This is a genomic window from Citrobacter sp. Ce119 (assembly GCF_030334525.1).
GTDB classification, from domain to species: domain Bacteria; phylum Pseudomonadota; class Gammaproteobacteria; order Enterobacterales; family Enterobacteriaceae; genus Citrobacter; species Citrobacter europaeus.
Window position 1 is genome coordinate 37,371 of the sequence record NZ_JAOWDR010000041.1, and the last position, 22,781, is coordinate 60,151.

The 22,781-nt window shown below is 49.9% G+C and carries 21 protein-coding genes; 10 read left to right on the plus strand and 11 right to left on the minus strand.

Annotated features, from left to right (window positions below; translation table 11 throughout):
• The first annotated feature begins 2 nt into the window (after nt 1-2).
• Nucleotides 3-1,289, plus strand: coding sequence for a threonine synthase (gene thrC / locus OGV80_RS04670; protein ID WP_047406341.1), 1,287 nt, complete (start codon nt 3-5; stop codon nt 1,287-1,289).
• 53 nt (nt 1,290-1,342) lie between these two features.
• On the opposite strand, the gene yaaA is transcribed toward thrC, so the two are convergent.
• Nucleotides 1,343-2,116, minus strand: a complete 774-nt coding sequence (gene yaaA, locus OGV80_RS04675; protein ID WP_043018357.1) for a peroxide stress protein YaaA — start codon at nt 2,114-2,116, stop codon at nt 1,343-1,345.
• A 77-nt stretch (nt 2,117-2,193) separates the two neighbouring features.
• Nucleotides 2,194-3,624, minus strand: coding sequence for an alanine/glycine:cation symporter family protein (locus tag OGV80_RS04680; RefSeq protein WP_193145976.1), 1,431 nt, complete (start codon nt 3,622-3,624; stop codon nt 2,194-2,196).
• Nucleotides 3,625-3,897: 273 nt separating this feature from the next.
• On the opposite strand from OGV80_RS04680, the gene tal reads away from it, so the two are divergent.
• From tal to OGV80_RS04695, 3 genes are all read left to right on the plus strand, one after another.
• On the plus strand, nt 3,898-4,851 hold the full coding sequence (gene tal / locus OGV80_RS04685; protein ID WP_016151631.1) for a transaldolase: 954 nt from the start codon (nt 3,898-3,900) through the stop codon (nt 4,849-4,851).
• 110 nt (nt 4,852-4,961) lie between these two features.
• Complete coding sequence (gene mog, locus OGV80_RS04690) at nt 4,962-5,549, plus strand: molybdopterin adenylyltransferase (RefSeq protein ID WP_043018359.1); 588 nt, start codon at nt 4,962-4,964, stop codon at nt 5,547-5,549.
• Between the two features lie 124 nt (nt 5,550-5,673).
• On the plus strand, nt 5,674-6,981 hold the full coding sequence (locus OGV80_RS04695; RefSeq protein WP_043018360.1) for an MFS transporter: 1,308 nt from the start codon (nt 5,674-5,676) through the stop codon (nt 6,979-6,981).
• 34 nt (nt 6,982-7,015) lie between these two features.
• On the opposite strand, the gene satP is transcribed toward OGV80_RS04695, so the two are convergent.
• From satP to OGV80_RS04710, 3 genes are all read right to left on the minus strand, one after another.
• Nucleotides 7,016-7,582, minus strand: coding sequence for an acetate uptake transporter (gene satP / locus OGV80_RS04700; protein ID WP_006686623.1), 567 nt, complete (start codon nt 7,580-7,582; stop codon nt 7,016-7,018).
• Between the two features lie 148 nt (nt 7,583-7,730).
• The gene (gene msyB, locus OGV80_RS04705) at nt 7,731-8,444 is read right to left on the minus strand and encodes an acidic protein MsyB (RefSeq protein WP_043018361.1); all 714 of its coding nucleotides are present in this window, start codon (nt 8,442-8,444) and stop codon (nt 7,731-7,733) included.
• Between the two features lie 34 nt (nt 8,445-8,478).
• Entirely contained in the window at nt 8,479-8,883 is a 405-nt protein-coding gene (locus OGV80_RS04710; RefSeq protein ID WP_043018362.1) for a DUF2541 family protein, read from the minus strand.
• 381 nt (nt 8,884-9,264) lie between these two features.
• On the opposite strand from OGV80_RS04710, the gene dnaK reads away from it, so the two are divergent.
• From dnaK to OGV80_RS04725, 3 genes are all read left to right on the plus strand, one after another.
• Nucleotides 9,265-11,187 (plus strand): molecular chaperone DnaK, encoded by a 1,923-nt coding sequence (dnaK, locus tag OGV80_RS04715; RefSeq protein ID WP_003829739.1) that lies wholly within the window; start codon nt 9,265-9,267, stop codon nt 11,185-11,187.
• A gap of 85 nt (nt 11,188-11,272) precedes the next feature.
• A complete protein-coding gene (dnaJ, locus tag OGV80_RS04720; protein ID WP_008786151.1) occupies nt 11,273-12,406 on the plus strand; it encodes a molecular chaperone DnaJ in 1,134 nt (377 codons plus the stop codon).
• A 233-nt stretch (nt 12,407-12,639) separates the two neighbouring features.
• Entirely contained in the window at nt 12,640-12,981 is a 342-nt protein-coding gene (locus OGV80_RS04725) for a phage holin family protein (RefSeq protein WP_043018363.1), read from the plus strand.
• A 61-nt stretch (nt 12,982-13,042) separates the two neighbouring features.
• On the opposite strand, the gene OGV80_RS04730 is transcribed toward OGV80_RS04725, so the two are convergent.
• Together OGV80_RS04730 and OGV80_RS04735 are read right to left on the minus strand one after the other, a co-directional pair.
• A complete protein-coding gene (locus OGV80_RS04730; protein ID WP_043018364.1) occupies nt 13,043-13,576 on the minus strand; it encodes a glycoside hydrolase family 108 protein in 534 nt (177 codons plus the stop codon).
• A 21-nt stretch (nt 13,577-13,597) separates the two neighbouring features.
• The gene (locus OGV80_RS04735; RefSeq protein WP_043018365.1) at nt 13,598-14,041 is read right to left on the minus strand and encodes a winged helix-turn-helix domain-containing protein; all 444 of its coding nucleotides are present in this window, start codon (nt 14,039-14,041) and stop codon (nt 13,598-13,600) included.
• Nucleotides 14,042-14,420: 379 nt separating this feature from the next.
• On the opposite strand from OGV80_RS04735, the gene OGV80_RS04740 reads away from it, so the two are divergent.
• A complete protein-coding gene (locus OGV80_RS04740) occupies nt 14,421-15,377 on the plus strand; it encodes a LysR family transcriptional regulator (protein ID WP_052128027.1) in 957 nt (318 codons plus the stop codon).
• A gap of 58 nt (nt 15,378-15,435) precedes the next feature.
• Here the strand turns inward: OGV80_RS04740 and OGV80_RS04745 are convergent, their stop codons facing one another.
• Complete coding sequence (locus OGV80_RS04745) at nt 15,436-15,882, minus strand: winged helix-turn-helix domain-containing protein (RefSeq protein WP_353654546.1); 447 nt, start codon at nt 15,880-15,882, stop codon at nt 15,436-15,438.
• A 498-nt stretch (nt 15,883-16,380) separates the two neighbouring features.
• On the opposite strand from OGV80_RS04745, the gene nhaA reads away from it, so the two are divergent.
• Entirely contained in the window at nt 16,381-17,547 is a 1,167-nt protein-coding gene (nhaA, locus tag OGV80_RS04750; RefSeq protein ID WP_220771651.1) for a Na+/H+ antiporter NhaA, read from the plus strand.
• 38 nt (nt 17,548-17,585) lie between these two features.
• Nucleotides 17,586-18,479 (plus strand): transcriptional activator NhaR, encoded by an 894-nt coding sequence (gene nhaR, locus OGV80_RS04755; protein WP_043018367.1) that lies wholly within the window; start codon nt 17,586-17,588, stop codon nt 18,477-18,479.
• Nucleotides 18,480-18,533: 54 nt separating this feature from the next.
• On the opposite strand, the gene OGV80_RS04760 is transcribed toward nhaR, so the two are convergent.
• The 3 genes from OGV80_RS04760 to rpsT all read right to left on the minus strand — a co-directional run bounded on the left by OGV80_RS04760 (nt 18,534) and on the right by rpsT (nt 22,694).
• A complete protein-coding gene (locus OGV80_RS04760) occupies nt 18,534-20,573 on the minus strand; it encodes a glycoside hydrolase family 31 protein (protein WP_286513854.1) in 2,040 nt (679 codons plus the stop codon).
• Nucleotides 20,574-20,608: 35 nt separating this feature from the next.
• The gene (locus OGV80_RS04765; RefSeq protein WP_100193940.1) at nt 20,609-21,982 is read right to left on the minus strand and encodes an MFS transporter; all 1,374 of its coding nucleotides are present in this window, start codon (nt 21,980-21,982) and stop codon (nt 20,609-20,611) included.
• Between the two features lie 448 nt (nt 21,983-22,430).
• Nucleotides 22,431-22,694: a 30S ribosomal protein S20 gene (rpsT, locus tag OGV80_RS04770; protein WP_003018940.1), complete on the minus strand. Its 264-nt coding sequence runs from the start codon at nt 22,692-22,694 to the stop codon at nt 22,431-22,433.
• Nucleotides 22,695-22,781 lie beyond the last annotated feature (87 nt).

Genomic DNA, 22,781 nt, shown 5'->3' on the forward strand with positions numbered 1-22,781 from the left:
CAATGAAACTGTATAATCTGAAAGATCACAACGAACAGGTCAGCTTTGCGCAGGCCGTCACGCAAGGGCTTGGCAAGAATCAGGGATTGTTTTTTCCGCACGATTTGCCGGAATTCAATCTGACTGAAGTTGATGAGATGCTGGACCTGGATTTCGTTAGCCGCAGCGCGAAGATCCTTTCCGCATTTATCGGGGATGAGATCCCTCAGGAAATTCTGGAAGAGCGCGTGCGCGCGGCGTTTGCCTTCCCGGCGCCGGTTGCTCAGGTTGCCGCGGATGTCGGCTGTCTGGAACTGTTCCACGGCCCAACGCTTGCATTTAAAGACTTTGGCGGTCGCTTTATGGCGCAGATGCTGACGCATATCAGCGGCGACAAACCGGTCACCATTCTGACGGCGACCTCCGGAGACACTGGGGCGGCGGTCGCACATGCCTTTTATGGCCTGAAAAATGTGCGCGTGGTAATCCTCTACCCCAACGGCAAGATCAGCCCATTACAGGAAAAACTGTTCTGTACGCTGGGCGGCAATATTGAAACCGTAGCAATTGATGGCGATTTTGATGCCTGCCAGGCGCTGGTGAAACAGGCGTTTGATGACGAAGAACTGAAGACGGCTCTGGGGCTGAACTCGGCTAACTCGATCAACATCAGCCGTCTGCTGGCGCAAATCTGTTATTACTTTGAGGCCGTGGCCCAACTGCCGCAAGAGGCGCGTAATCAACTGGTAATCTCCGTTCCCAGCGGTAACTTTGGCGATTTAACCGCCGGGCTGTTGGCGAAATCGCTGGGCTTGCCGGTGAAACGTTTTATTGCGGCGACCAACGTCAACGATACGGTTCCGCGTTTCCTTGCACAAGGTGAGTGGGCACCGAAAGCGACTCAGGCGACGTTGTCGAATGCGATGGATGTCAGCCAGCCGAACAACTGGCCGCGCGTGGAAGAACTGTTCCGCCGTAAAATCTGGCGCCTGAATGAGCTGGGTTATGCTGCCGTTGATGATGCTACGACGCAGGATACGATGCGTGAGCTGCATGAGATGGGGTACACCTCAGAACCGCATGCGGCGGTGGCGTACCGTGCGCTGCGCGACCAGTTGAACCCTGGCGAGTACGGCCTGTTCCTCGGTACTGCGCATCCGGCGAAGTTTAAAGAAAGCGTTGAAGAGATTCTTGACCTGAAGCTGGCTCTGCCAAAAGAGCTGGCGGAGCGCGCGGACCTGCCGCTGCTTTCTCATCACCTGCCTGCTGATTTTGCTGCGCTGCGTAAGCTGATGATGACTCGCGGTTAACGGTGGTGCCCGCTGGCGCTTTGCTTAGCGGGCCCCGCTATCCGGCATGTACGCTACTGCTCGTGGCGTTTAAACACCAGTTCGCCATTCCCTGACGCTTCTTCATCAAAGAAATAACCTTCGCTGTTAAAAGCGGTCAGTTGTTCTGGCTGCGTTAAGCGATTCTCAATAATGTAGCGACTCATCAGGCCGCGCGCTTTTTTGGCATAGAAGCTGATGACTTTGAACTTGCCGTTCTTCTCATCAAGGAAGACCGGTTTGATAAGCTCTGCGTTGAGCTTTTTCGGCTTCACGGATTTAAAATACTCATCCGAGGCGAGGTTAATCACCACGCTGTCGCCTTGCGCTTCAAGTGCTTCATTAAGTTTATCGGTGATGATATCTCCCCAGAACTGGTAGAGATCTTTACCCTTCGCATTGGCCAGGCGAATGCCCATTTCCAGACGGTAAGGCTGCATCAAATCCAGCGGACGCAAAACGCCGTAAAGCCCGGACAACATGCGTAAATGCTGCTGAGCGAAGTCGAAATCCGCCTCACTGAAGGTTTCAGCCTGCAGCCCGGTATACACGTCGCCTTTAAACGCCAGAATGGCCTGGCGCGCGTTTTCCGGCGTGAAGTCAGGCTGCCAGTCATGGAAACGCGTGGCATTCAGATCCGCCAGCTTGTCGCTAATCCCCATCAGCTTGCCAATCTGCGGGGCAGAGAGCTGGCGCGCCACGTGAATCAGCTGCTGGGAGTGATCCAGCAGTTCGGGCAACGTATGACGTGTCGTTGCCAGCGGACTTTGGTAGTCGAGCGTTTTTGCAGGTGAAATCAGAATCAGCATATCCAGTCCTTGCAGGAAATTTACTGCGACTTTAGCAAAAAAAACGACTGAATTGATCGATGGTTGCGATTGCCGCGCTATTCGCGCGGCGTTTCATCCCAGCTTTCGGGCGCAAGCTGTTGTCTGATATCAGGATAACGGCGCGGATCGAATTGCGGGCGCACCCCGAGTTTACGCTGGCGCAGATAGTCGCTGGCGATGGTATGTACAACTGGAGAAAGCAGCAAAATCGCCGTCAGGTTAGTGATGGCCATACAGGCCATAATGATGTCGGCCAATTGCCAGACCAGCGGGACACTGATTAACGTTCCGCCGACCACGGTGCTAACGGTGGCGATCCGTAATAGCCAGATGACGCGCATGTTGTCCATCTTCAGGAAAACCAGGTTATTTTCCGCGTAGATGTAGTTGGCGACGATAGAGCTAAAGGCAAACAGAATCACAATGAAAGCCACAAATCCGGCTCCCCATTCCCCCGTGAGCGTTACCATCGCTTTCTGAAGCAGTTGGATGCCTTCCATTGGCACATAGCTGGTGCCATTGCCTGCCAACAGAACGATCATCGCGCTGGCGGTACAGAGAATCAGCGTATCAACTAATACTCCGATCATTTGCACAATGCCTTGTGCCGCCGGATGCGGGGGCCAGGACGCTGCCGAGGCGGCGGCATTCGGGGTTGATCCCATCCCGGCCTCATTAGAAAACATACCGCGTTGAAAGCCGCTGGCAATGGCCTGGCTTAGCGTATACCCGGCGGCACCGGCCGCGGCCTCCTGCCAGCCGAAAGCGCTTTTTATAATGGTCATGATAATGCCGGGAAGCTGCCCGAAATGCCAAAGGCAGATGATGATACTGCAACCGACCCACAGCAGAGCCATCATCGGAACGAACCATTGCATCAGGCGGGCAACGCCTTTAATGCCGCCGACGATTGCCAGCAATGACACGATTGCCAGGGTGATACCGGAGAAGAGGGGAGGGATATCAAACGCAAAGGTTAGCGCACGAGAGACTGAATTTGCCTGAACGCTGTTAAAAATCAGCCCGTAGGCAATGAGTAAAAAGATGGCAAAAAGCACGCCCATCCAGCGCATGCCCAGCCCACGCGCCATATACCACGCAGGACCGCCGCGAAACTGTCCCTTGTTGTCGCGTTCTTTGTACAGTTGGGCAAGCGAGCACTCGGCAAATGACGTTGCCATGCCAATAACCGCCGAAACCCACATCCAGAAAACGGCTCCCGCGCCGCCGGCGGCAATCGCCAACGCCACGCCTGCCAGATTGCCGCTACCGATTCGTGCGGCAAGACTGGTGCATAAAGCCTGAAAGGAAGTTAAACCGCCCGGCTGCGGGCTGATGCTATTTTTAAGACTTTTGCCAAACTGGCGAATGTAGCGAAACTGAACGAACCCTGTACGCCAGGTGAACCAACATCCTGCGCCAAGCAGGAGGTAGATCATCACCGAACCCCAGAGTATTTCATTAATAAATGAGAAAAAATCAGGCATTAACATCCCTCTTGTTGATGCCGGTTAGCGCGAGGATTTCCGTGTAAGCGCTACCAATAATCGACCAGTATATACCTTGAAAGGTGATTGATTGCGGGAGTTTATCATAACAATCGTTATATCCTTAATTGCGCATCTCGGGCTTTGAGATGCGTAATCAGGGCTGAGCGGCTGGTCGGAGAATCCAGGCGGTTGCGCTGAGAGTGCGTCGTGCTATCATCAGGGAAGATCGGTTACATCCCCCTAACAAGCTGTTTAAAGAGAATCGCTATCATGACGGACAAATTGACCTCCCTTCGTCAGTTCACCACAGTAGTGGCCGACACCGGAGACATCGCGGCAATGAAGCTGTATCAGCCTCAGGATGCCACAACTAACCCTTCTCTCATTCTTAACGCAGCGCAGATCCCGGAATACCGCAAGCTGATTGATGACGCTGTAGCCTGGGCTAAGCAGCAGAGCAACGACCGTGCGCAGCAGGTCGTCGACGCGACCGACAAACTGGCAGTAAATATCGGTCTGGAGATCCTGAAACTGGTCCCGGGTCGTATCTCCACTGAAGTTGACGCTCGTCTGTCCTACGACACCGACGCGTCTATCGCAAAAGCAAAACGCCTGATCAAAATGTACAACGATGCTGGCATCAGCAACGATCGCATTCTGATCAAACTGGCTTCAACCTGGCAGGGCATCCGTGCCGCTGAGCAGTTGGAAAAAGAAGGCATCAACTGTAACCTGACTCTGCTGTTCTCCTTCGCGCAGGCGCGTGCATGTGCAGAAGCTGGCGTATACCTGATTTCTCCGTTCGTTGGCCGTATTCTTGACTGGTACAAAGCCAACACCGACAAAAAAGAGTATGCACCGGCAGAAGATCCGGGTGTGGTTTCCGTAACGGAAATCTACGAGTACTACAAACAACACGGTTACGAAACTGTGGTGATGGGTGCGAGCTTCCGTAACATTGGCGAAATCATTGAGCTGGCAGGCTGCGATCGTCTGACGATTGCACCGGCACTGCTGAAAGAGCTGGCGGAAAGCGAAGGCGCTATCGAACGTAAACTGTCCTTCTCCGGCGAAGTGAAAGCGCGCCCTGCACGCATCACTGAAGCTGAGTTCCTGTGGCAGCACAACCAGGATCCGATGGCTGTAGACAAACTGGCGGACGGTATCCGTAAGTTTGCTGTAGACCAGGGTAAACTGGAAAAAATGATCGGCGATCTGCTGTAATCATTAGCGCGTGGCCCTGATATGGGTCACGCTACCTCTTCTGAAACCTGTCTGTCCTTCCCTTCGCAGTGTATCATTCTGTTTAACGAGACTGTTTAAACGGAATAATCATGAATACTTTACGCATTGGCCTGGTTTCCATTTCTGACCGTGCTTCCAGCGGCGTTTACCAGGATAAAGGTATCCCGGCCCTTGAAGAGTGGCTGGCGTCTGCCCTTACCACCCCTTTTGAGCTGCAAACGCGGTTGATCCCGGATGAACAGGCGATCATCGAACAGACCTTATGCGAGCTGGTGGATGAAATGAGCTGTCATCTGGTACTGACTACCGGCGGAACGGGTCCGGCCCGTCGCGACGTGACGCCTGATGCCACGCTGGCCGTAGCCGACCGCCAGATGCCGGGCTTTGGCGAGCAGATGCGCCAGATAAGCCTGCATTTTGTGCCAACGGCTATTCTCTCCCGCCAGGTTGGCGTGATTCGCAAGCAGGCGCTGATCCTGAATCTGCCTGGACAGCCGAAGTCGATCAAAGAAACGCTGGAAGGTGTGAAAGATGCCGACGGTAAAGTTATCGTACCGGGTATTTTTGCAAGTGTACCGTATTGTATACAGTTGTTGGATGGGCCGTATGTGGAAACCGCACCGGCTGTTGTAGCATCTTTTCGTCCTAAAAGCGCAATTCGCGATACAAATCCCTGAAGGTGGCGCGATCGTGACATAAATGACGATGATAGTGGAGTATTGAATTGTTTACGATATAGTAATTTTTGCTTTACATATATCGACAGACAGATTCAATTACTCCACTGACTCATGGTTTGCTATGTCACAACACACTCGACCGCTGAATCGCCAGGATTATAAAACCCTTACGCTTGCTGCCCTCGGCGGTGCGCTTGAGTTTTATGATTTCATTATCTTCGTCTTCTTTGCCGCTGTTGTTGGCGAACTCTTCTTTCCGGCAGACATCCCTGAATGGCTACGCCAGGTGCAAACCTTCGGCATTTTTGCCGCCGGATATCTGGCGCGTCCGCTGGGTGGCATTATCATGGCGCACTTTGGCGATCTGGTCGGGCGCAAGAAAATGTTTACCCTGAGCATTTTGCTGATGGCGATACCAACGCTGGCGATTGGGCTATTGCCTACTTACGCCTCAATGGGGATCCTCGCGCCGCTGCTGTTACTGCTGATGCGCATTTTGCAAGGCGCTGCCATCGGCGGAGAAGTGCCGGGCGCGTGGGTGTTCGTGGCCGAGCACGTACCGGAGCGCCGCATCGGCATTGCCTGTGGCACGCTAACCGCCGGGCTGACGGTGGGAATTCTGCTGGGGTCGGTAGTTGCGACGCTGGTGAACACCAGCCTGACGCAGCAGGCGGTGCATGACTACGGCTGGCGTATTCCATTCCTGCTGGGGGGCGTGTTTGGGCTGGTGGCAATGTACCTGCGCCGCTGGCTGCAGGAGACGCCTATATTCCTCGAAATGCAGCAACGTAAAGCGCTGGCGCAAGAGCTACCGGTGAAGTCGGTGGTGAGCAAACATAAAAAAGCGGTGGTCATTTCCATGCTGCTGACCTGGCTGTTGTCGGCCGGGATTGTGGTGGTGATCCTGATGTCGCCAGTGTGGTTGCAGAAACAGTATGGCTTTGCGCCAGCGTTGACGTTACAAGCCAACAGTGTCGCGACTATTATGCTGTGCGTGGGTTGTCTGCTGGCCGGGTTTATTGTCGACCGGGTCGGCGCCAGCAAAACCTTTATTGTCGGCAGCCTGCTGTTGGCCTGTTCAAGCTGGTTTTTCTATCACCTGACCGGCAGCCATCCTCAGCACTTGTTCCTGTTGTATGGGCTGGTGGGGTTGTGCGTTGGCGTGGTGGGGGCTGTGCCTTATGTCATGGTTCGAGCGTTTCCGGCGGAAGTCCGCTTTACCGGAATATCCTTCTCTTACAACGTGTCGTACGCCATTTTTGGTGGTCTGACGCCAATCGCCGTGACGATGTTAATGAGCGTGTCGCCAATGGCTCCGGCCTGGTATGTGCTGGCGCTATCGCTGGTGGGGTTAGGTCTGGGAATTTGGCTGCGACAGGATATTTATCATCGCGATTCGAACGTGCAGGCAGAGTTACAGCGCTTGTAAGGAATATCCCCCCGTCAGGGGGGATAACGTCAGATTAGTGCGCTTCACCAATCGGCAGGATGGTACGGCCAAACTGTTCGTTCAGCACTTCACCCATCGCCAGGTAAATGGCGCTTGCGCCACACACTAAGCCAACCCAGCCAGCAACGTGAATGATCGCTTCGTTACCAGCAATGTTGCCAACGGCCAGCAGCGCGAACAGCACCGTCAGGCTCAGGAAGACAAACTGCAACGCACGAGCCGCTTTCAGCGTGCCGAAGAACATGAACAGAGTGAAGACGCCCCACAGACCCAGATACACGCCCAGGAACTGACCATTGGTTGCATCCGCCAGGCCCATTTTCGGCATGATCAGGATCGCAACCAGCGTCAGCCAGAACGAACCGTAGGAGGTAAAGGCGGTTAAACCGAAGGTGTTGCCTTTTTTATATTCCAGCAGACCGGCAAAAATTTGCGCGATACCGCCGTAGAAAATGCCCATCGCCAGAATAATAACGTCAAAGGCGAAGAAACCCGCGTTGTGCAGGTTAAGCAGAATGGTGGTCATGCCAAAGCCCATCAGGCCCAGCGGTGCCGGATTAGCCAACTTAGTGTTGCCCATAATTCCTCAAAATCATCATTGATTGAATGGTGAAATAGTTTCCCCGAATAACGATCGCAGTCTTCGGGGCGCGGCATGATAATCAGGGGAGAGGGCACTGTCTATGATCTAACGAAGGGAAAATGAATTATTTTCCCTGTGATGGGCATCACGCTTGCGCGTGGGCGATCATTCTGCGCAGGCAGGCGATTTGAAGTACCGCCGGAATCGTCACGCGATAGGCGCTGCCGCTCACCGCTTTAACTCCGTTTAATGCGGCGCCGACCGGGCCGCCAAGTCCGGCTCCACGCAGTAATCCGTGTCCGATGACGCTGACGGCGGCGTGTGTTCTTAGGATCTTGCTAAGCTGGCTGGAGAGCAGGTGAGATACACCTGTCGCCAGATGACGATCCTTCATTAATAGTGGCAAAAGTTCTTCCAGTTCAGAGACTTTTGCATCAACGGCCTGTAAAAAGGTCCGCTTGTGTTCCGCATCCATTTTTTGCCAGGCATTACGTAAAAAGTGTTCCAGCAGATATTGTTCAATTTCGAATGTGGACATCTCTTTGTCGGTTTTCAGCTTCAGACGCTTCGAAACATCCAGCAAAATCGCCCGATACAGTTTTCCATGGCCGCGGAGTTTATTGGCAATGCTGTCGCCGCCATAATGCTGAAGCTCGCCGGCAATCAGCTGCCAGTTGCGGCGATGTTGTTCCGGGTGTCCTTCCATCGATTTAAATAAATCGTTGTGGTTTAGTACGCTCGACAGACGGGCTTTCCCTTTTTCATTATGCGTGAGCAGGCGGGTAATATTGGCGAGTTGCTCCTCACTACAATGCTGAAGAAAGTCGAGGTCGTCGTCATTCAAATACGTGACATTCATGTTTTCTATGGCCTCTGAATAAAAGTGTGCGGAATTAGTCGTCGCCGATGATTTTCAGCGTCGCCATATCAGAGGAGTTCACCGTATGGCCGGAGAAGGTGATTTTTTTGACGCAGCGCTTATTGTCGTTGTCACTATTAATGTTGATCCAGTTGGTCGTTTGCCCTTCTTTGATGGAGGAAGGCACATTCAGACTTTGGCTGGACATGCGGGCAGCCTTGAAATAAACAGATGCGCCACTGAGCTGTAAATCACCATGATCGGCCGTGAGTTGAATGCGTTTCACCACGCGACAAACGGGAAGTTTTAGGGTCAGATCGTTGGTTTCGTTACGGGGCATGGCAATCATACCCAAAACTTTATGATCGTTAGCGTGCGCGGCGCTGCTCAGCAGCAGGCCCATAAACAGGCTGGCGGAAAGGGTTAACGAGGATTTCATGGGATTTCTCTTTGACGGCTGCAAAAGTGCGTGACTTCAGACCATCTTACCGCCGTCGGAAAAATGATTCATGCTCGTAATCTTTTCTTTTTATTACAATTTTTATGTGAATGGCTTTATTTATTTAATTGCTGGTGTGAATTAATTCTGGTTGGCAACTATTCATTTTTTATCTTTTAGCCTTTTTTCTGTGATTTTATTGCCACAAGGCTAAAAAAAATTTTCATTCCCCCCTTGATGAAGTGGGTTACGACCCCATCTTGTAGACAACCGCAGTGGTGAGTCTGAAAAAAACGATTCAGGGTAGTTGAAACCGCACGTTTCGCCCTTATTACAGATTCACAACCACATGATGACCGAATTTTTAGTGGAGACGTTTAGATGGGTAAAATTATTGGTATCGACCTGGGTACTACCAACTCTTGTGTAGCGATTATGGATGGCACTACTGCACGTGTGCTGGAGAACGCCGAGGGCGATCGCACCACGCCTTCTATCATTGCTTATACCCAGGATGGTGAAACTCTGGTTGGTCAGCCGGCTAAACGTCAGGCAGTGACAAACCCGCAAAACACCCTGTTTGCGATTAAACGCCTGATTGGCCGCCGCTTCCAGGACGAAGAAGTACAGCGTGATGAAGCCATCATGCCGTACAAAATCATCGGTGCTGACAACGGTGATGCATGGATTGACGTAAAAGGTCAGAAAATGGCACCGCCGCAGATTTCTGCTGAAGTGCTGAAAAAAATGAAGAAAACGGCTGAAGATTACCTGGGTGAACCGGTAACTGAAGCGGTTATCACCGTACCTGCATACTTTAACGATGCTCAGCGTCAGGCAACCAAAGACGCCGGTCGTATCGCAGGTCTGGAAGTCAAACGTATCATCAACGAACCGACAGCAGCCGCGCTGGCTTACGGCCTGGATAAAGAAGTCGGCAACCGTACTATCGCGGTTTATGACCTCGGTGGTGGTACTTTCGATATCTCTATTATCGAAATCGACGAAGTTGACGGCGAAAAAACCTTCGAAGTTCTGGCAACCAACGGTGATACCCACCTGGGCGGTGAAGACTTCGACAGCCGTATGATCAACTACCTGGTTGACGAATTTAAGAAAGATCAGGGTATCGACCTGCGTAACGACCCGCTGGCGATGCAGCGTCTGAAAGAAGCCGCTGAGAAAGCGAAGATCGAACTGTCTTCCGCTCAGCAGACCGACGTGAACCTGCCGTACATCACTGCAGACGCGACCGGTCCGAAACACATGAACATCAAAGTGACCCGTGCGAAACTGGAAAGCCTGGTTGAAGACCTGGTTAACCGTTCTATCGAGCCGCTGAAAGTCGCTCTGCAGGACGCTGGTCTGTCTGTTTCCGACGTTCAGGACGTTATCCTGGTCGGTGGTCAGACTCGTATGCCGATGGTACAGAAGAAAGTTGCTGAGTTCTTCGGTAAAGAGCCGCGTAAAGACGTTAACCCGGACGAAGCAGTGGCAATCGGTGCTGCCGTTCAGGGTGGTGTATTGACCGGTGATGTGAAAGACGTGCTGCTGCTGGACGTTACCCCGCTGTCTCTGGGTATCGAAACCATGGGTGGCGTAATGACTCCACTGATCGCGAAAAACACCACTATCCCGACCAAGCACAGCCAGGTGTTCTCTACCGCTGAAGACAACCAGTCTGCGGTAACCATCCACGTGCTGCAGGGTGAACGTAAACGTGCCGCTGATAACAAAGATCTGGGTCAATTTAACCTGGATGGTATCAGCCCGGCTCCGCGCGGTATGCCGCAGATCGAAGTGACTTTTGACATCGATGCCGACGGTATCCTGCACGTTTCCGCGAAAGACAAAAACAGCGGTAAAGAGCAGAAGATCACCATCAAGGCTTCTTCTGGTCTGAACGAAGAAGAAATTCAGAAAATGGTTCGCGAAGCAGAAGCGAACGCAGAATCTGACCGTAAGTTTGAAGAGCTGGTTCAGACCCGTAACCAGGGTGACCATCTGCTGCACAGCACTCGTAAGCAGGTTGAAGAAGCAGGCGACAAACTGCCGGCTGATGACAAAACTGCCATCGAGTCTGCACTGACCGCGCTGGAAACTTCTCTGAAAGGCGAAGACAAAGCAGATATCGAAGCGAAAATGCAGGCGCTGGCACAGGTTTCCCAGAAACTGATGGAAATCGCTCAGCAGCAGCACGCACAGCAGCAGGCTGGCGCAGCAGGCGCTGATGCTTCTGCAAACAACGCGAAAGATGACGACGTTGTCGACGCCGAGTTTGAAGAAGTGAAAGATAAAAAATAATCGCCCTTTGAACGGGTAATTACTGGCACGGGCGAAGAGGTTTCCTCTCCGCCCGTGCACGCATGTTAGGGGCAGATAAAAAGAGATGGCTAAGCAAGACTATTACGAGATTTTAGGCGTTTCCAAATCAGCGGAAGAGCGTGAAATCAAAAAGGCCTACAAGCGCCTGGCCATGAAATATCACCCGGACCGCAACCAGGGTGATAAAGAGGCCGAAGCCAAGTTTAAAGAGATCAAAGAAGCGTACGAGATCCTGACCGATGCGCAAAAACGTGCGGCTTACGATCAGTACGGCCATGCAGCGTTTGAGCAAGGCGGCATGGGCGGCGGCGGCGGTTTTGGCGGCGGGGCTGACTTCAGCGATATCTTTGGTGACGTGTTTGGCGATATCTTTGGCGGCGGTCGTGGTCGTCAGCGCGCCTCACGTGGTGCTGATTTACGTTACAACATGGATCTCACTCTGGAAGAAGCCGTGCGTGGCGTCACCAAAGAGATCCGTATTCCGACGCTGGAAGAGTGTGATGTCTGCCACGGCAGCGGTGCGAAGGCAGGGACTCAGCCGCAGACCTGTCCAACCTGTCACGGTTCCGGTCAGGTACAGATGCGTCAGGGCTTTTTTGCCGTACAGCAGACCTGTCCACACTGTCAGGGTCGCGGTACGTTGATTAAAGATCCGTGCAACAAATGCCACGGTCATGGTCGCGTTGAGAAAAGCAAAACGCTGTCCGTTAAGATCCCGGCAGGGGTTGATACCGGCGACCGTATTCGTTTAGCGGGTGAAGGTGAAGCCGGTGAACATGGTGCGCCAGCGGGTGATTTGTACGTTCAGGTGCAGGTAAAACAGCACCCAATTTTCGAACGTGAAGGCAATAACCTGTACTGCGAAGTACCGATTAACTTTGCGATGGCAGCGCTGGGCGGCGAAATTGAAGTCCCGACGCTGGACGGTCGCGTGAAGTTAAAAATTCCGGGCGAAACGCAAACTGGCAAACTTTTCCGCATGCGTGGAAAGGGCGTCAAGTCTGTACGCGGTGGCGCTCAGGGCGATCTGCTGTGCCGCGTGGTGGTTGAAACCCCAGTGGGCCTGAACGACAAGCAGAAACAACTGCTCAAAGATCTGCAGGACAGCTTTGGCGGCCCGACCGGCGAGCAAAACAGTCCGCGCTCTAAAAGCTTCTTCGATGGTGTGAAGAAGTTCTTCGACGATCTGACGCGCTAAGCTTCAGTGTTGAACTCCTCTGAACCTGGGCAAATAGCCCAGGTTTTTTTATCCTCAACGTAATGCCTAATTCGCTATCGATTTTCATGCCTTAATGCCGTGCATGAGAAATATCATTTCTCTTCTTTGATACGCTGTGCTGACAGATGATGCACTGTGATTTTTCTCATCTTGTTAATGCGCATAAACTCCAGCTGTAAACACTATTTCACCTATAAACTGGAGCGTTAATCATGGCTATTTCAAATCATTTAGCTACGTCTGAAGTTGTGCTGCTGGAACTGGAAGTGTTATTGACGGTAATTGCAATTGGCGCCTGGGGAGGTGTAGTCAGCTTTCTGCTGAGAAAAGAAAATAGAGAAAAACGAAGTATTTTCGATAAAATCAGGTATTGCTTAACACAGATGGTTATTTCGTGTTTTACCAGCTTCCTGTTGAGTGCTCTGGCGATTGAAAAAGAGCTCAGCTTTAATATGGTGTTATTGGCCGCTGGCCTTGGTGGTGTCTTTGCTGGACCCATTCTGAAGGTTCTTGGAGATAAGATAAAACGTATGCTTGATAATGCGAAAGCTTAAATATTCTTTTATTCTTTAAGCAGGCTCCTCCATGAGCCGGGGGATAACATAATTGAGTATGTTATGAGACTCGATTTTTCATCCAGCCATAAATAAATTCTTCATTTTGTTGGTTTTTCTCGGCGAGACTCAGATACCAGGCCCCCTGGCTACAATTTAGCGCTTTCACCAATACCTCCTCACCTTCTTTGCCACGTACGGTCAGGTAATATTGCAGCGTTGCCATGGTGTATGGGCCGATTTTTCCGTCCACGACAATATCCTGATAGCTTCTCTCTTCTCGGTTGAGAACATTTAACCAGCGCTGTAACCATAAAACAGGATGATGTTGTCCAATGTTGACTGCCGCATCACATAGCTCAAATGCAATAGATTCGGATAGGTTTGCAACATCTTTAAACCCTGGTTTAATCCAGTAATCCTCTTCGAGGATAGCGTAGGCTTCGCTGCGAGTTAAATCTCGCATATCATTCAAGAACCCATGTTTACGGGCGGTTGCCTCAGTAATTCCCCAGTTGGTTGCACCACCTTTGTCTTTCGGGTTATCAACATAACCCCCTTCCAGTATCAAAATGTTCTCCAGAGTCTTATTCATGATGCGTTTTCCCCAATTGGCCTACATATATCTGACAAGTGCGAATGAAATTGTGAGCAATAAAGTGATTAGAAATATTGCCTGTAATGTTTTATTTTTTATTGCTGGTGAGGTATAGCTGGTTGGGGTATCATTGAAAGTGATATTAATATCATCATTAATTTTTAATCCTTGGCGTGGCAACGTCGTGAACAATTCGTCCAAACCAATTTGTTTTAAATCACGACGTAACAGATAAAGCAGTTGGGTCAGGCTGGCGTCACTGATAAATTTCCCTTTTTGCCCCCAGACGGCTTCTGTGACCATCTCGCGCGTAATCAGATCTCGCTTTGCATTGCGAAGCAAAAAGCTTAAGCATTGTGCCCGCATATGCGTCATTTTTATTATCGTTTTATCTTGTAATGATGTGATTTCTCGTAATGACTCATTATAAATAATCGTATCGTTGATTTTATACTGTTTCATTAATTTATTGCGCCTCACTAACATAATAAGAAAATACAGGTTATCAGTATTTAATATGCCGCCTGTAAATCCACTCGTTGGTTAATATCAGACTTTAGGCTAGATTAAGTCCTGAGTGTTGAGAAATCATTTATTGTTAATTTAGATAAACAACAATTGTGATAATGTTTTTATCTTTTTTTATTACGGTTGATGTGCGTTTTTTGTACATGCATTTACGCTATGAATCTTGATGGCGAGTCTGATACTTATAAAGTAGGTAATTACAACAGTATTGTTTATTTATAACTTGTTATCTGGTAATTTTATTGTAATAAATTATCCCCGAAGGTAATCTGTTGCCGCGATAAAATTTTCATATTGATACAGGGATACGTGAATGGTTGTTGGAAAGAAACATTACCAAAATCTTGATTTCAACCTGATTAAAGTATTTGATGCTGTTATCACGGAGGGAAATGCAACCCGGGCAGCCCAAAAATTGGAGGTGACGCCAGCTGCGGTTTCTCATGCTCTTGTCAGGCTGCACACCATCTATGAAGAAGATCTCTTTATCAGAACCCGAGATGGTCTGGTGCCAACTGTGGCAGGAAAAGATTTGCACCAGGTGTTTCGGCAAGTTATTTCTGCTATCGATGCAACCCTCAATAGCCAACATCACGCCAAAGAAGATAATGAGATCATTATTTTAGGGGGTGATATTATTGAGAGTTACTACTTTTCTGTATTTAATGATTGTGATTTATTCAGTAATTATATTATTAACCACTACTCAGCCAGGAAAAATGAAAAAAACGCGTTAAGTACGATGCTGATAAAGGGACGGATCGATATTTCTTTTGGTCTCACAGCCATTGAACATCATTTGGTAGATGTTCATCTTATTGATTATATTGAAGACTATGTGTGCATATGTGGTAGTCATAATTTACTGTATGAGCTAGATGCACTGTCGCTGCATAATTTCTATGCCAGTAAACATGCAATGTATCATACGGATATCTTTACCCCAGCAGCGGCGGACGTGGTTGATTTATATGAGAACACAGTTTTTTGCAAAGGACGCAGGAATGCGGGTTATCATAGTGATTCATTAGTTGGGGTTTTTAATGTTGTGGAACGAAGCGATATGATTGCGCTGGTACCTTTAAATTATGCTTTGTATTTTCGTGATGTCAGAAATTACAAAGTGAAAATTATGCGACCACCCAGTGAGTTTTCATTTAAAAAAATGCCTGTCTATGCCTGCATATCTTTTAAAAGTGAGCGTTATCAAGTAGCAAAAGATTTTATTCTATTACTGCAATCTATTCTTGATAAAAATAAAATGTCATGACATATCCCTATGTCCATTATGAGATGCCTGTTATAGGTTCTAATGATTAACCCAGTGATTAATGAATGAATATGAATGCCAGAACGGAGAAAATAATTAACACAGTAATAAATAGTATGTTTTTACACAACCGCTGATGAAGCCATAATTTTTTCACCGGTTTATTGATAATGATGTCAGCATTAACTTTTACACCTTGCCTAGGGATGGTAGAGAAAAAATCATGCAGACCACATTCTCTGAGATCTCTACGCAATAAATATAGTAGCTGAGTCAGGTTTGCGTCGTTCATAAACTGGCAGCGTTCTCCCCATAGAGCCTGCGCAAGCTGTTTCTTGTGAATAACTTCCTCGTGTGAATTTTGGATCATATATCTTAGACATCTTACCCTCATACTTGTCATTATTAATCTATCTGAGCTTTTCAGATTTTTGATTTCATGAGTTTTATCATCATAAGTACATTGATTGTTGATTGTATATATGGTCATGATTCTATTTACCATTGGTTTCCTGTGGGTTCTGCATCGTAGGCGGAGATTTTGTATTCTTCAATAGATGAGAATTGTCTGCACTATGAATTATTTTAATATAGAGCGTTTAATCACGGTTTATGGCGGGAGTTGAGCGTAGTTAATATTCTGTTTTTAGTGGAAGTTGTAATAAAAAGCAATTGCTGTGCTTTTAGTTGTCGTTATTGATTGTGCCAACTTGCCTATACTCTCTATGGCAAATGACCGATATGAAATATTTTTAATAAATAGTCGATATCAAGAATAGGTTGATGTTCTGTTGAAACGACGCAGAGCTTCACAAACTCATGGCCAAGGCCAGGTGAGATTTGAAGCATGAGCTCGCGCATTGTCCTGCCAGGCACGTTGCCTGAGCAATGAAGATATCATCGTAAAAACCGATCTATTCATCATGAATAATCTAATTTTAACGAGCTTTTTGAGGGTGTAAGATAGTATTTACGAAGTATTCACCCAATAGAGAGAATAAAAGTGAAACATCTGCATCGTTTTTTTAGTAGTGACGCCTCGGGGGGCATCATTCTGATCATCGCTGCCGTGGTCGCTATGCTGATGGCAAATATCGGGGTGACCAGTGGATGGTACCACGCCTTTCTGGAAACGCCCGTTCAACTAAGGGTTGGTGCGCTTGAGATCAACAAAAATATGCTGCTGTGGATTAACGATGCGTTGATGGCAGTGTTTTTCCTGTTGATTGGTCTGGAAGTGAAGCGCGAGTTGATGCAAGGTTCACTGGCCAGCCTGCGTCAGGCGGCGTTTCCGATCATTGCCGCGATCGGGGGCATGATTGTCCCGGCGCTGCTGTATCTGGCATTCAACTATGCCGACCCTGTCACCCGTGAGGGGTGGGCTATCCCGGCGGCAACGGATATCGCTTTTGCATTAGGCGTGCTGGCGCTGTTGGGCAGTCGTGTTCCACTGGCGTTGAAAATTTTCCTGATGGCGCTGGCGATTATCGATGACCTCGGCGCTATCGTCATCATCGCGCTGTTCTATACCAGCGATCTCTCGCTGTTGTCGCTGGGCGTAGCCGCGTGCGCGATCCTCGTTCTGGCGGCATTGAATCTGTGCGGTGTAAGACGCACCGGTATTTATATTCTGGTTGGCGTAGTGTTGTGGACGGCCGTACTGAAGTCAGGCGTGCATGCGACGCTGGCGGGCGTGATCGTCGGCTTCTTCATTCCGTTGAAGGAAAAACACGGGCGTTCACCGGCGAAGCGACTGGAGCATGTTCTGCACCCGTGGGTGGCATACCTGATCCTGCCGCTGTTTGCCTTCGCTAACGCGGGCGTTTCACTGCAGGGCGTTACTGTTGATGGACTGACCTCGGTATTACCGCTGGGGATCATTGCCGGCCTGTTGATCGGCAAACCGCTGGGTATCAGCCTGTTTTGCTGGCTGGCGTTACGCCTTAAGGTGGCGCAATTGCCGGAGGGAACGAACTTCCAGCAAATTATGGCGGTCGGCATTCTGTGCGGCATTGGCTTTACGATGTCAATTTTCATCGCCAGCCTGGCGTTTGGGAACGTCGATCCTGAGCTGATTAACTGGGCGAAACTGGGGATCCTGATCGGTTCCTTGCTGTCGGCGGTAATAGGTTACTGCTGGTTACGCACCCGGTTGAACGCGTCAGCCTGACGGGATAATCCTTTTGTGACAATTTTCAGGGAGTGAGTATGTCTCATATAAACTACAACCACCTGTACTACTTTTGGCATGTCTATAAAGAAGGTTCGGTGGTTGGCGCTGCAGAAGCGCTTTATCTGACGCCGCAGACCATTACCGGACAGATTAAAGCGCTTGAGGAACGTTTGCAGGGAAAGCTGTTCAAGCGCAAGGGGCGTGGGCTGGAGCCAAGCGAGTTAGGCGAATTAGTTTTTCGGTATGCGGATAAGATGTTCACGTTAAGCCAGGAAATGCTGGATATCGTGAACTACCGCAAAGAGTCGAATTTACTGTTCGATGTCGGTGTGGCAGATGCGTTGTCCAAACAGCTGGTCAGCAGCGTGCTGGATGCCGCAGTTGTTGAAGATGAACAAATCCATTTGCGCTGTTTTGAATCAACGCACGAGATGCTGCTTGATCAGCTCAGCCAACATAAGCTGGATATGATCATCTCCGACTGCCCGATCGATTCAACGCAGCAGGAAGGGTTATTCTCTGTGCGGATTGGCGAATGCAGCGTGAGTTTTTGGTGCACCCAGCCGCTGCCTGAGAAACCATTCCCAGCTTGTCTGGAAGAGCGTCGATTGTTAATCCCCGGGCGTCGTTCGATGCTCGGGCGTAAGCTGCTGAACTGGATTAACTCACAAGGACTGAACGTTGAAATCCTCGGCGAGTTTGACGACGCCGCGCTGATGAAAGCGTTTGGCGCAACGCACAACGCTATATTTGTTGCGCCTACGCTCTATTCGCACAATTTCTATGCCGATGATTCTATTGTTGAAATTGGACGCGTAGAGAATGTGATGGAGGAGTATCACGCCATATTTGCGGAAAGAATGATCCAGCATCCGGCGGTGCAGCGTATTTGCAATGCGGACTACTCGGCATTATTTAAGCTGCAGTAAGCCAGAACGTCATAATCCTTCCGGCTGCGGTGGTTGCCCGCAGCCGGAATCAATCTACAGCCTTAACAAACCCCGGTACTGACCATCTTCGCGGATAAATACCGGTATTCTGTTCAGTGGTGCGGCATAGCGCAGCGTTTGCCCTCCAGAATAACTTTCGCCGGTCGCAAGATCCGTCCATGTTTCCCCTTCTGGTAGCCAAACGTCACGCTCGCGCATACCTTCATGCATGACCGGCGCAATCAGCAGGTCGGGGCCAAAACAGTATTGATCGGTAATCTCCCAACTTGTTGTCTGTTCTGGGAATTCAAAAAACAGGGTGCGCATTACCGGCGCATTGCGTTCGTGCGTTTCCGCCATTACCGCTTTGATGTACGGCTTTAACTTTTCACGCAACGTCAGACAGCCGGTCAACACTTCGCACACCTCTTCACCATAGCTCCACACTTCGTTCGCCGCACCGGTCGGACACTGGGCAATACCATCACGGTAAGGATGTTCTGGTAAAATCTGCGGATCGCGGTTGCCGTGCAGGCGCATCACCGGGCTAAAGACGCCCCACTGGAACCAGCGAATCAGCAACTCATGGAATTTGGGGTCGTGAATATTACCGCCATGAAAACCACCGATATCCGTTGTCCACCACGGTATCCCCGCGATCCCCATATTGAGTCCGGCGGCAAACTGATTGCGTAGCGATCGAAACGAAGAGTGAATATCACCGGACCAGACCAGCGCGCCATATTTCTGGCTGCCGGCCCAGGCGCAGCGCAGCAGGTTTATAACCTGGTCTTCGCCATCGGCTTTCATACCATCAAAAAAAGTTTTGGCGTACATTCGTGGGTAGATATTACCCACTTCCAGTACCGGCCCGGCGTAATAGCGATAGTTGTCGTAATCGTAAACGCTGAATTCAGGTTCGGCTTCATCTAGCCAGAAGAGCGTTACGCCTTTATCGTAATAGTTGCGCTTAGCTTTACCCCAGACGTAATCGCGCGCACCAGGATGGGTGGCGTCAAAAAACGTCGTGTTGCCGAGGAAATCCATATTGATCGGCAATCCGCGTTCCGTTTGCACCAGCCAGCCGTTTTCGCGCATCTCCCGATAGCTCTCGGTGCGATTATCCACCGTCGGCCAGACGGAGACCATCAGCTCAATACCCAGTGATTTTAGTTCGGCGATCATGGCGTCGGGATCGGGCCAGTCGCGCGGGTCAAACATCCAGTCACCCTGGTTAGGCCAGTGGAAGAAATCAATAACGATAACCGAGATGGGCAGGTTGCGTTGTTTATATTCGCGGGCGACCGCCAGCAGCTCTTCCTGGGTTCGATAGCGGAGTTTACACTGCCAGAAGCCCATGGCGTAATCCGGCATCATCGGCGGTGTGCCGGTAGCGAGCGCGTAAGCCTGGCTGATTTCCGCAGGGGTATCGCCAGCGGTGATCCAGTAGTCCAGTTGTTCGCTGACCTGAGCTTCCCATTCGGTTACGTTGTGAGCGAACGTTACGCGACCCACTGCCGGGTTGTTCCATAAAAATCCGTAGCCCAGGCTTGAGAGCATAAACGGTACAGAGGCCTGGGAGTTACGCTGTGCCAGTTCCAGAACGCATCCTTTGAGATCCAGATTGGCCTGCTGATACTGGCCCATGCCATAGATTTTTTCCCCTTCGGCGGCTTCGAAGCGGGCTTTAATCGAATATTTTCCTCCCGGAATAGGGCGGAACTCGCGCCCCTCCAGGTTTAGCGCGCTGACGTACTGCCCGTGTGAAGACTCGTCCTCGCCGATTTCACCCCGCAGACGCCAGAACTCCTGTAACAGAGGCTTATGCGGATGGCGGTAAAAGGAGACCTGTCCTTTTTGATTGACGATAGCGGTGATTTTACCGTTGGTCAGCGTCGCCTGGTGGTGCTCATAAACTATGTGGCAGAGGCTTTCTGCGACGGGCTCATTCAATGCCCAGTCTTCATTTCTCATTACCGCGAGATGACGACCGCTGCGTACGCGCAGACTGTTCTCGCCCCAGGGTTCAATCCACAAATAGCGATCGTTTTGCTGCCAGACCAGACGACGCAGATCATGTTGCACAAATGGCATGGTGGTGACTCCCGTATTTCGAGGGTGAAGGTAAGTTATTGGTTGATAGTTTCCAGATCGTGGCGAATCTTCTCTTCCATCGCTTCGTATTTACGGAAGAAAAGCAGGGGGATCGCCGCGAGAGCGAAGAGCAGGGCGGGCGCCCAGATAAAGGCCCAGGTAATTCCCTCCAGACCTGCAGCATTCTGGGCGTGGTTCGGAACATAGCCAAAACTGTTCATGATCCAAGCGGCGAATGCAGTACCCAAACCACTGCCCATCTTGATGCAAAAAGTACTGCCGAAGGCGATAAGAATGCCGGTAGCCTTGATACCCGTCTTCCATGCGCCGAAGTCGACGGCGAAGCCCAGCATGGCAAACGGCATTGAACAGGCGATACCGCTGCCTATATTGCCAAGAACCCAGGCGGCGATGAGGAAAGGAATGTTGTCCGCAGCCAGCCACATCATGACGCCGCCAAGCGTGGCGACCAGCAGACCACCTACCCATATCCAGGTTTTAGCGAGGTATTTGCTAATGAAAGGAATGGCGATGATAAACAGGATCTGAATTGTCGCCAGGCTGTTAATCAGCGGAACCAGATCTTTGCGGTCGAGGTTGTAGGTCAGATAGTAGACAATGGTCGTGGAGCGCTGTTGTAGGGCAATCCAGAAGATCAAATTTGCCAGCACCATTAAGATCCATGGCCAGTTACCTTTCATCGCCGCGAAGCTTTTTTTCATCGGCAATCTGGGTTCTTGCTGAATTTTATCCGCATCCATTTCGCGGATATTTTTAAAGGCGAAAAGCGTTAACGAACAGGATATGACGGCAAACAAAATTGCCGTATAAATAAAACCTGCATGGTCGTTTCCATTACCTAAAAATGCAACCAGGGGCAACGCAGTGGCATTCATTAATAACACCCCAATTTGCCCGCCGGTCATTCTCCAGGAATTTAATACCAGACGCTCCTTAGGGGACAGGGTCATCAAGGGTAATATTGCGCTGAGAGGTGTATTAAGTCCGGTAAATAGAATACTGGCGATCATGTAGGATATTGCTGCATAGATGGCTTTTCCTGTCATACTGATATCAGGAGACCAAAATGACAGCGCGCTAAATACACCAAAAGGCAGCGGTAACCATAAAAACCAGGGGCGGCATTTACCGTAACGCGAACGCGTTTTATCGATGATGATCCCCCAGATGGGGGCGTCTATGCCGTCTACAATACGCGCCAGCAGTAGGATAACCCCGGCTACGGCGAGGCTGATACCCGCAACATCGGTGTAGAAATATAAGATGTAGGTTGAACCGAAACAGTACAGCAGATTACCCGCCACATCCAAAGAGCCGTAGCTAATACGCTGCAGTAAAGATAATGATGCTGACCCGCAAGACTGGGTATCCTCAATAACAGAACTCATAATGATAACTCCGATATTGGTGCGATACGCCCAGAAAAACAGCTTTTACTTTCTAAGCAGTAGGGTGTTTTTTATTTTTTGTTGCCAGGAAACGTTCACCTTTGGATTGAAATAGTGGTTAATTGGTTTTGTGAAAAATAGTTAACCCAGGCATCGCGATCAATTATCAAATCTTACTTCAGGATTGCGTTTATTCGTTTTTGGCTAAGTTATTATGTCATTTGTTATGGTGGTCACAATTTCCCCTACAATGAAATTAAAAAAGTTAAACAGTGAAAGAAAATAACTTTCATGTCTCTGGTGGGACGGCTGGCTGACAGGAGAAACGGGCAGGAGTGGGAATGAACAAGTTCAGCAAATGAGGGGGCTGTCGAAGCGGGCTGCAAACGACAGACATAAAAAAACCCGCTTGCGCGGGTTTTTTCACAAAGCGACAACAAGCAGGCGATTAAGCCAGTTTGTTGATCTGTGCAGTCAGGTTTGCTTTATGACGTGCAGCTTTGTTTTTGTGGATCAGACCTTTAGCAGCCTGACGGTCCACGATTGGTTGCATTTCGTTAAATGCTTTCAGTGCAGTAGCTTTGTCGCCAGCTTCGATAGCTGCGTATACTTTCTTGATGAAAGTACGCATCATAGAGCGACGGCTAGCGTTGTGCTTGCGGGCCTTTTCAGACTGAACGGCGCGCTTCTTAGCTGATTTGATATTAGCCAAGGTCCAACTCCCAAATGTGTTCTATATGGACAATTCAAAGGCCGAGGAATATGCCCTTTTAGCCTTCTTTTGTCAATGGATTTGTGC

Bases quoted from the DNA above. Each gene is read 5' to 3' on its own strand.
- tal (WP_016151631.1), top strand. From the start codon at position 3,898: ATGACGGACAAATTGACCTCCCTTCGTCAGTTCACCACAGTAGTGGCC.
- dnaK (WP_003829739.1), top strand. From the start codon at position 9,265: ATGGGTAAAATTATTGGTATCGACCTGGGTACTACCAACTCTTGTGTA.
- nhaR (WP_043018367.1), top strand. From the start codon at position 17,586: ATGTCTCATATAAACTACAACCACCTGTACTACTTTTGGCATGTCTAT.
- OGV80_RS04735 (WP_043018365.1), bottom strand. From the start codon at position 14,041: ATGAAACAGTATAAAATCAACGATACGATTATTTATAATGAGTCATTA.
- OGV80_RS04680 (WP_193145976.1), bottom strand. From the start codon at position 3,624: ATGCCTGATTTTTTCTCATTTATTAATGAAATACTCTGGGGTTCGGTG.
- OGV80_RS04740 (WP_052128027.1), top strand. From the start codon at position 14,421: ATGGTTGTTGGAAAGAAACATTACCAAAATCTTGATTTCAACCTGATT.
- OGV80_RS04710 (WP_043018362.1), bottom strand. From the start codon at position 8,883: ATGAAATCCTCGTTAACCCTTTCCGCCAGCCTGTTTATGGGCCTGCTG.
- msyB (WP_043018361.1), bottom strand. From the start codon at position 8,444: ATGAATGTCACGTATTTGAATGACGACGACCTCGACTTTCTTCAGCAT.
- OGV80_RS04765 (WP_100193940.1), bottom strand. From the start codon at position 21,982: ATGAGTTCTGTTATTGAGGATACCCAGTCTTGCGGGTCAGCATCATTA.
- OGV80_RS04695 (WP_043018360.1), top strand. From the start codon at position 5,674: ATGTCACAACACACTCGACCGCTGAATCGCCAGGATTATAAAACCCTT.
- satP (WP_006686623.1), bottom strand. From the start codon at position 7,582: ATGGGCAACACTAAGTTGGCTAATCCGGCACCGCTGGGCCTGATGGGC.
- mog (WP_043018359.1), top strand. From the start codon at position 4,962: ATGAATACTTTACGCATTGGCCTGGTTTCCATTTCTGACCGTGCTTCC.
- yaaA (WP_043018357.1), bottom strand. From the start codon at position 2,116: ATGCTGATTCTGATTTCACCTGCAAAAACGCTCGACTACCAAAGTCCG.
- thrC (WP_047406341.1), top strand. From the start codon at position 3: ATGAAACTGTATAATCTGAAAGATCACAACGAACAGGTCAGCTTTGCG.
- OGV80_RS04725 (WP_043018363.1), top strand. From the start codon at position 12,640: ATGGCTATTTCAAATCATTTAGCTACGTCTGAAGTTGTGCTGCTGGAA.
- OGV80_RS04730 (WP_043018364.1), bottom strand. From the start codon at position 13,576: ATGAATAAGACTCTGGAGAACATTTTGATACTGGAAGGGGGTTATGTT.
- dnaJ (WP_008786151.1), top strand. From the start codon at position 11,273: ATGGCTAAGCAAGACTATTACGAGATTTTAGGCGTTTCCAAATCAGCG.
- OGV80_RS04745 (WP_353654546.1), bottom strand. From the start codon at position 15,882: ATGGTAAATAGAATCATGACCATATATACAATCAACAATCAATGTACT.
- OGV80_RS04760 (WP_286513854.1), bottom strand. From the start codon at position 20,573: ATGCCATTTGTGCAACATGATCTGCGTCGTCTGGTCTGGCAGCAAAAC.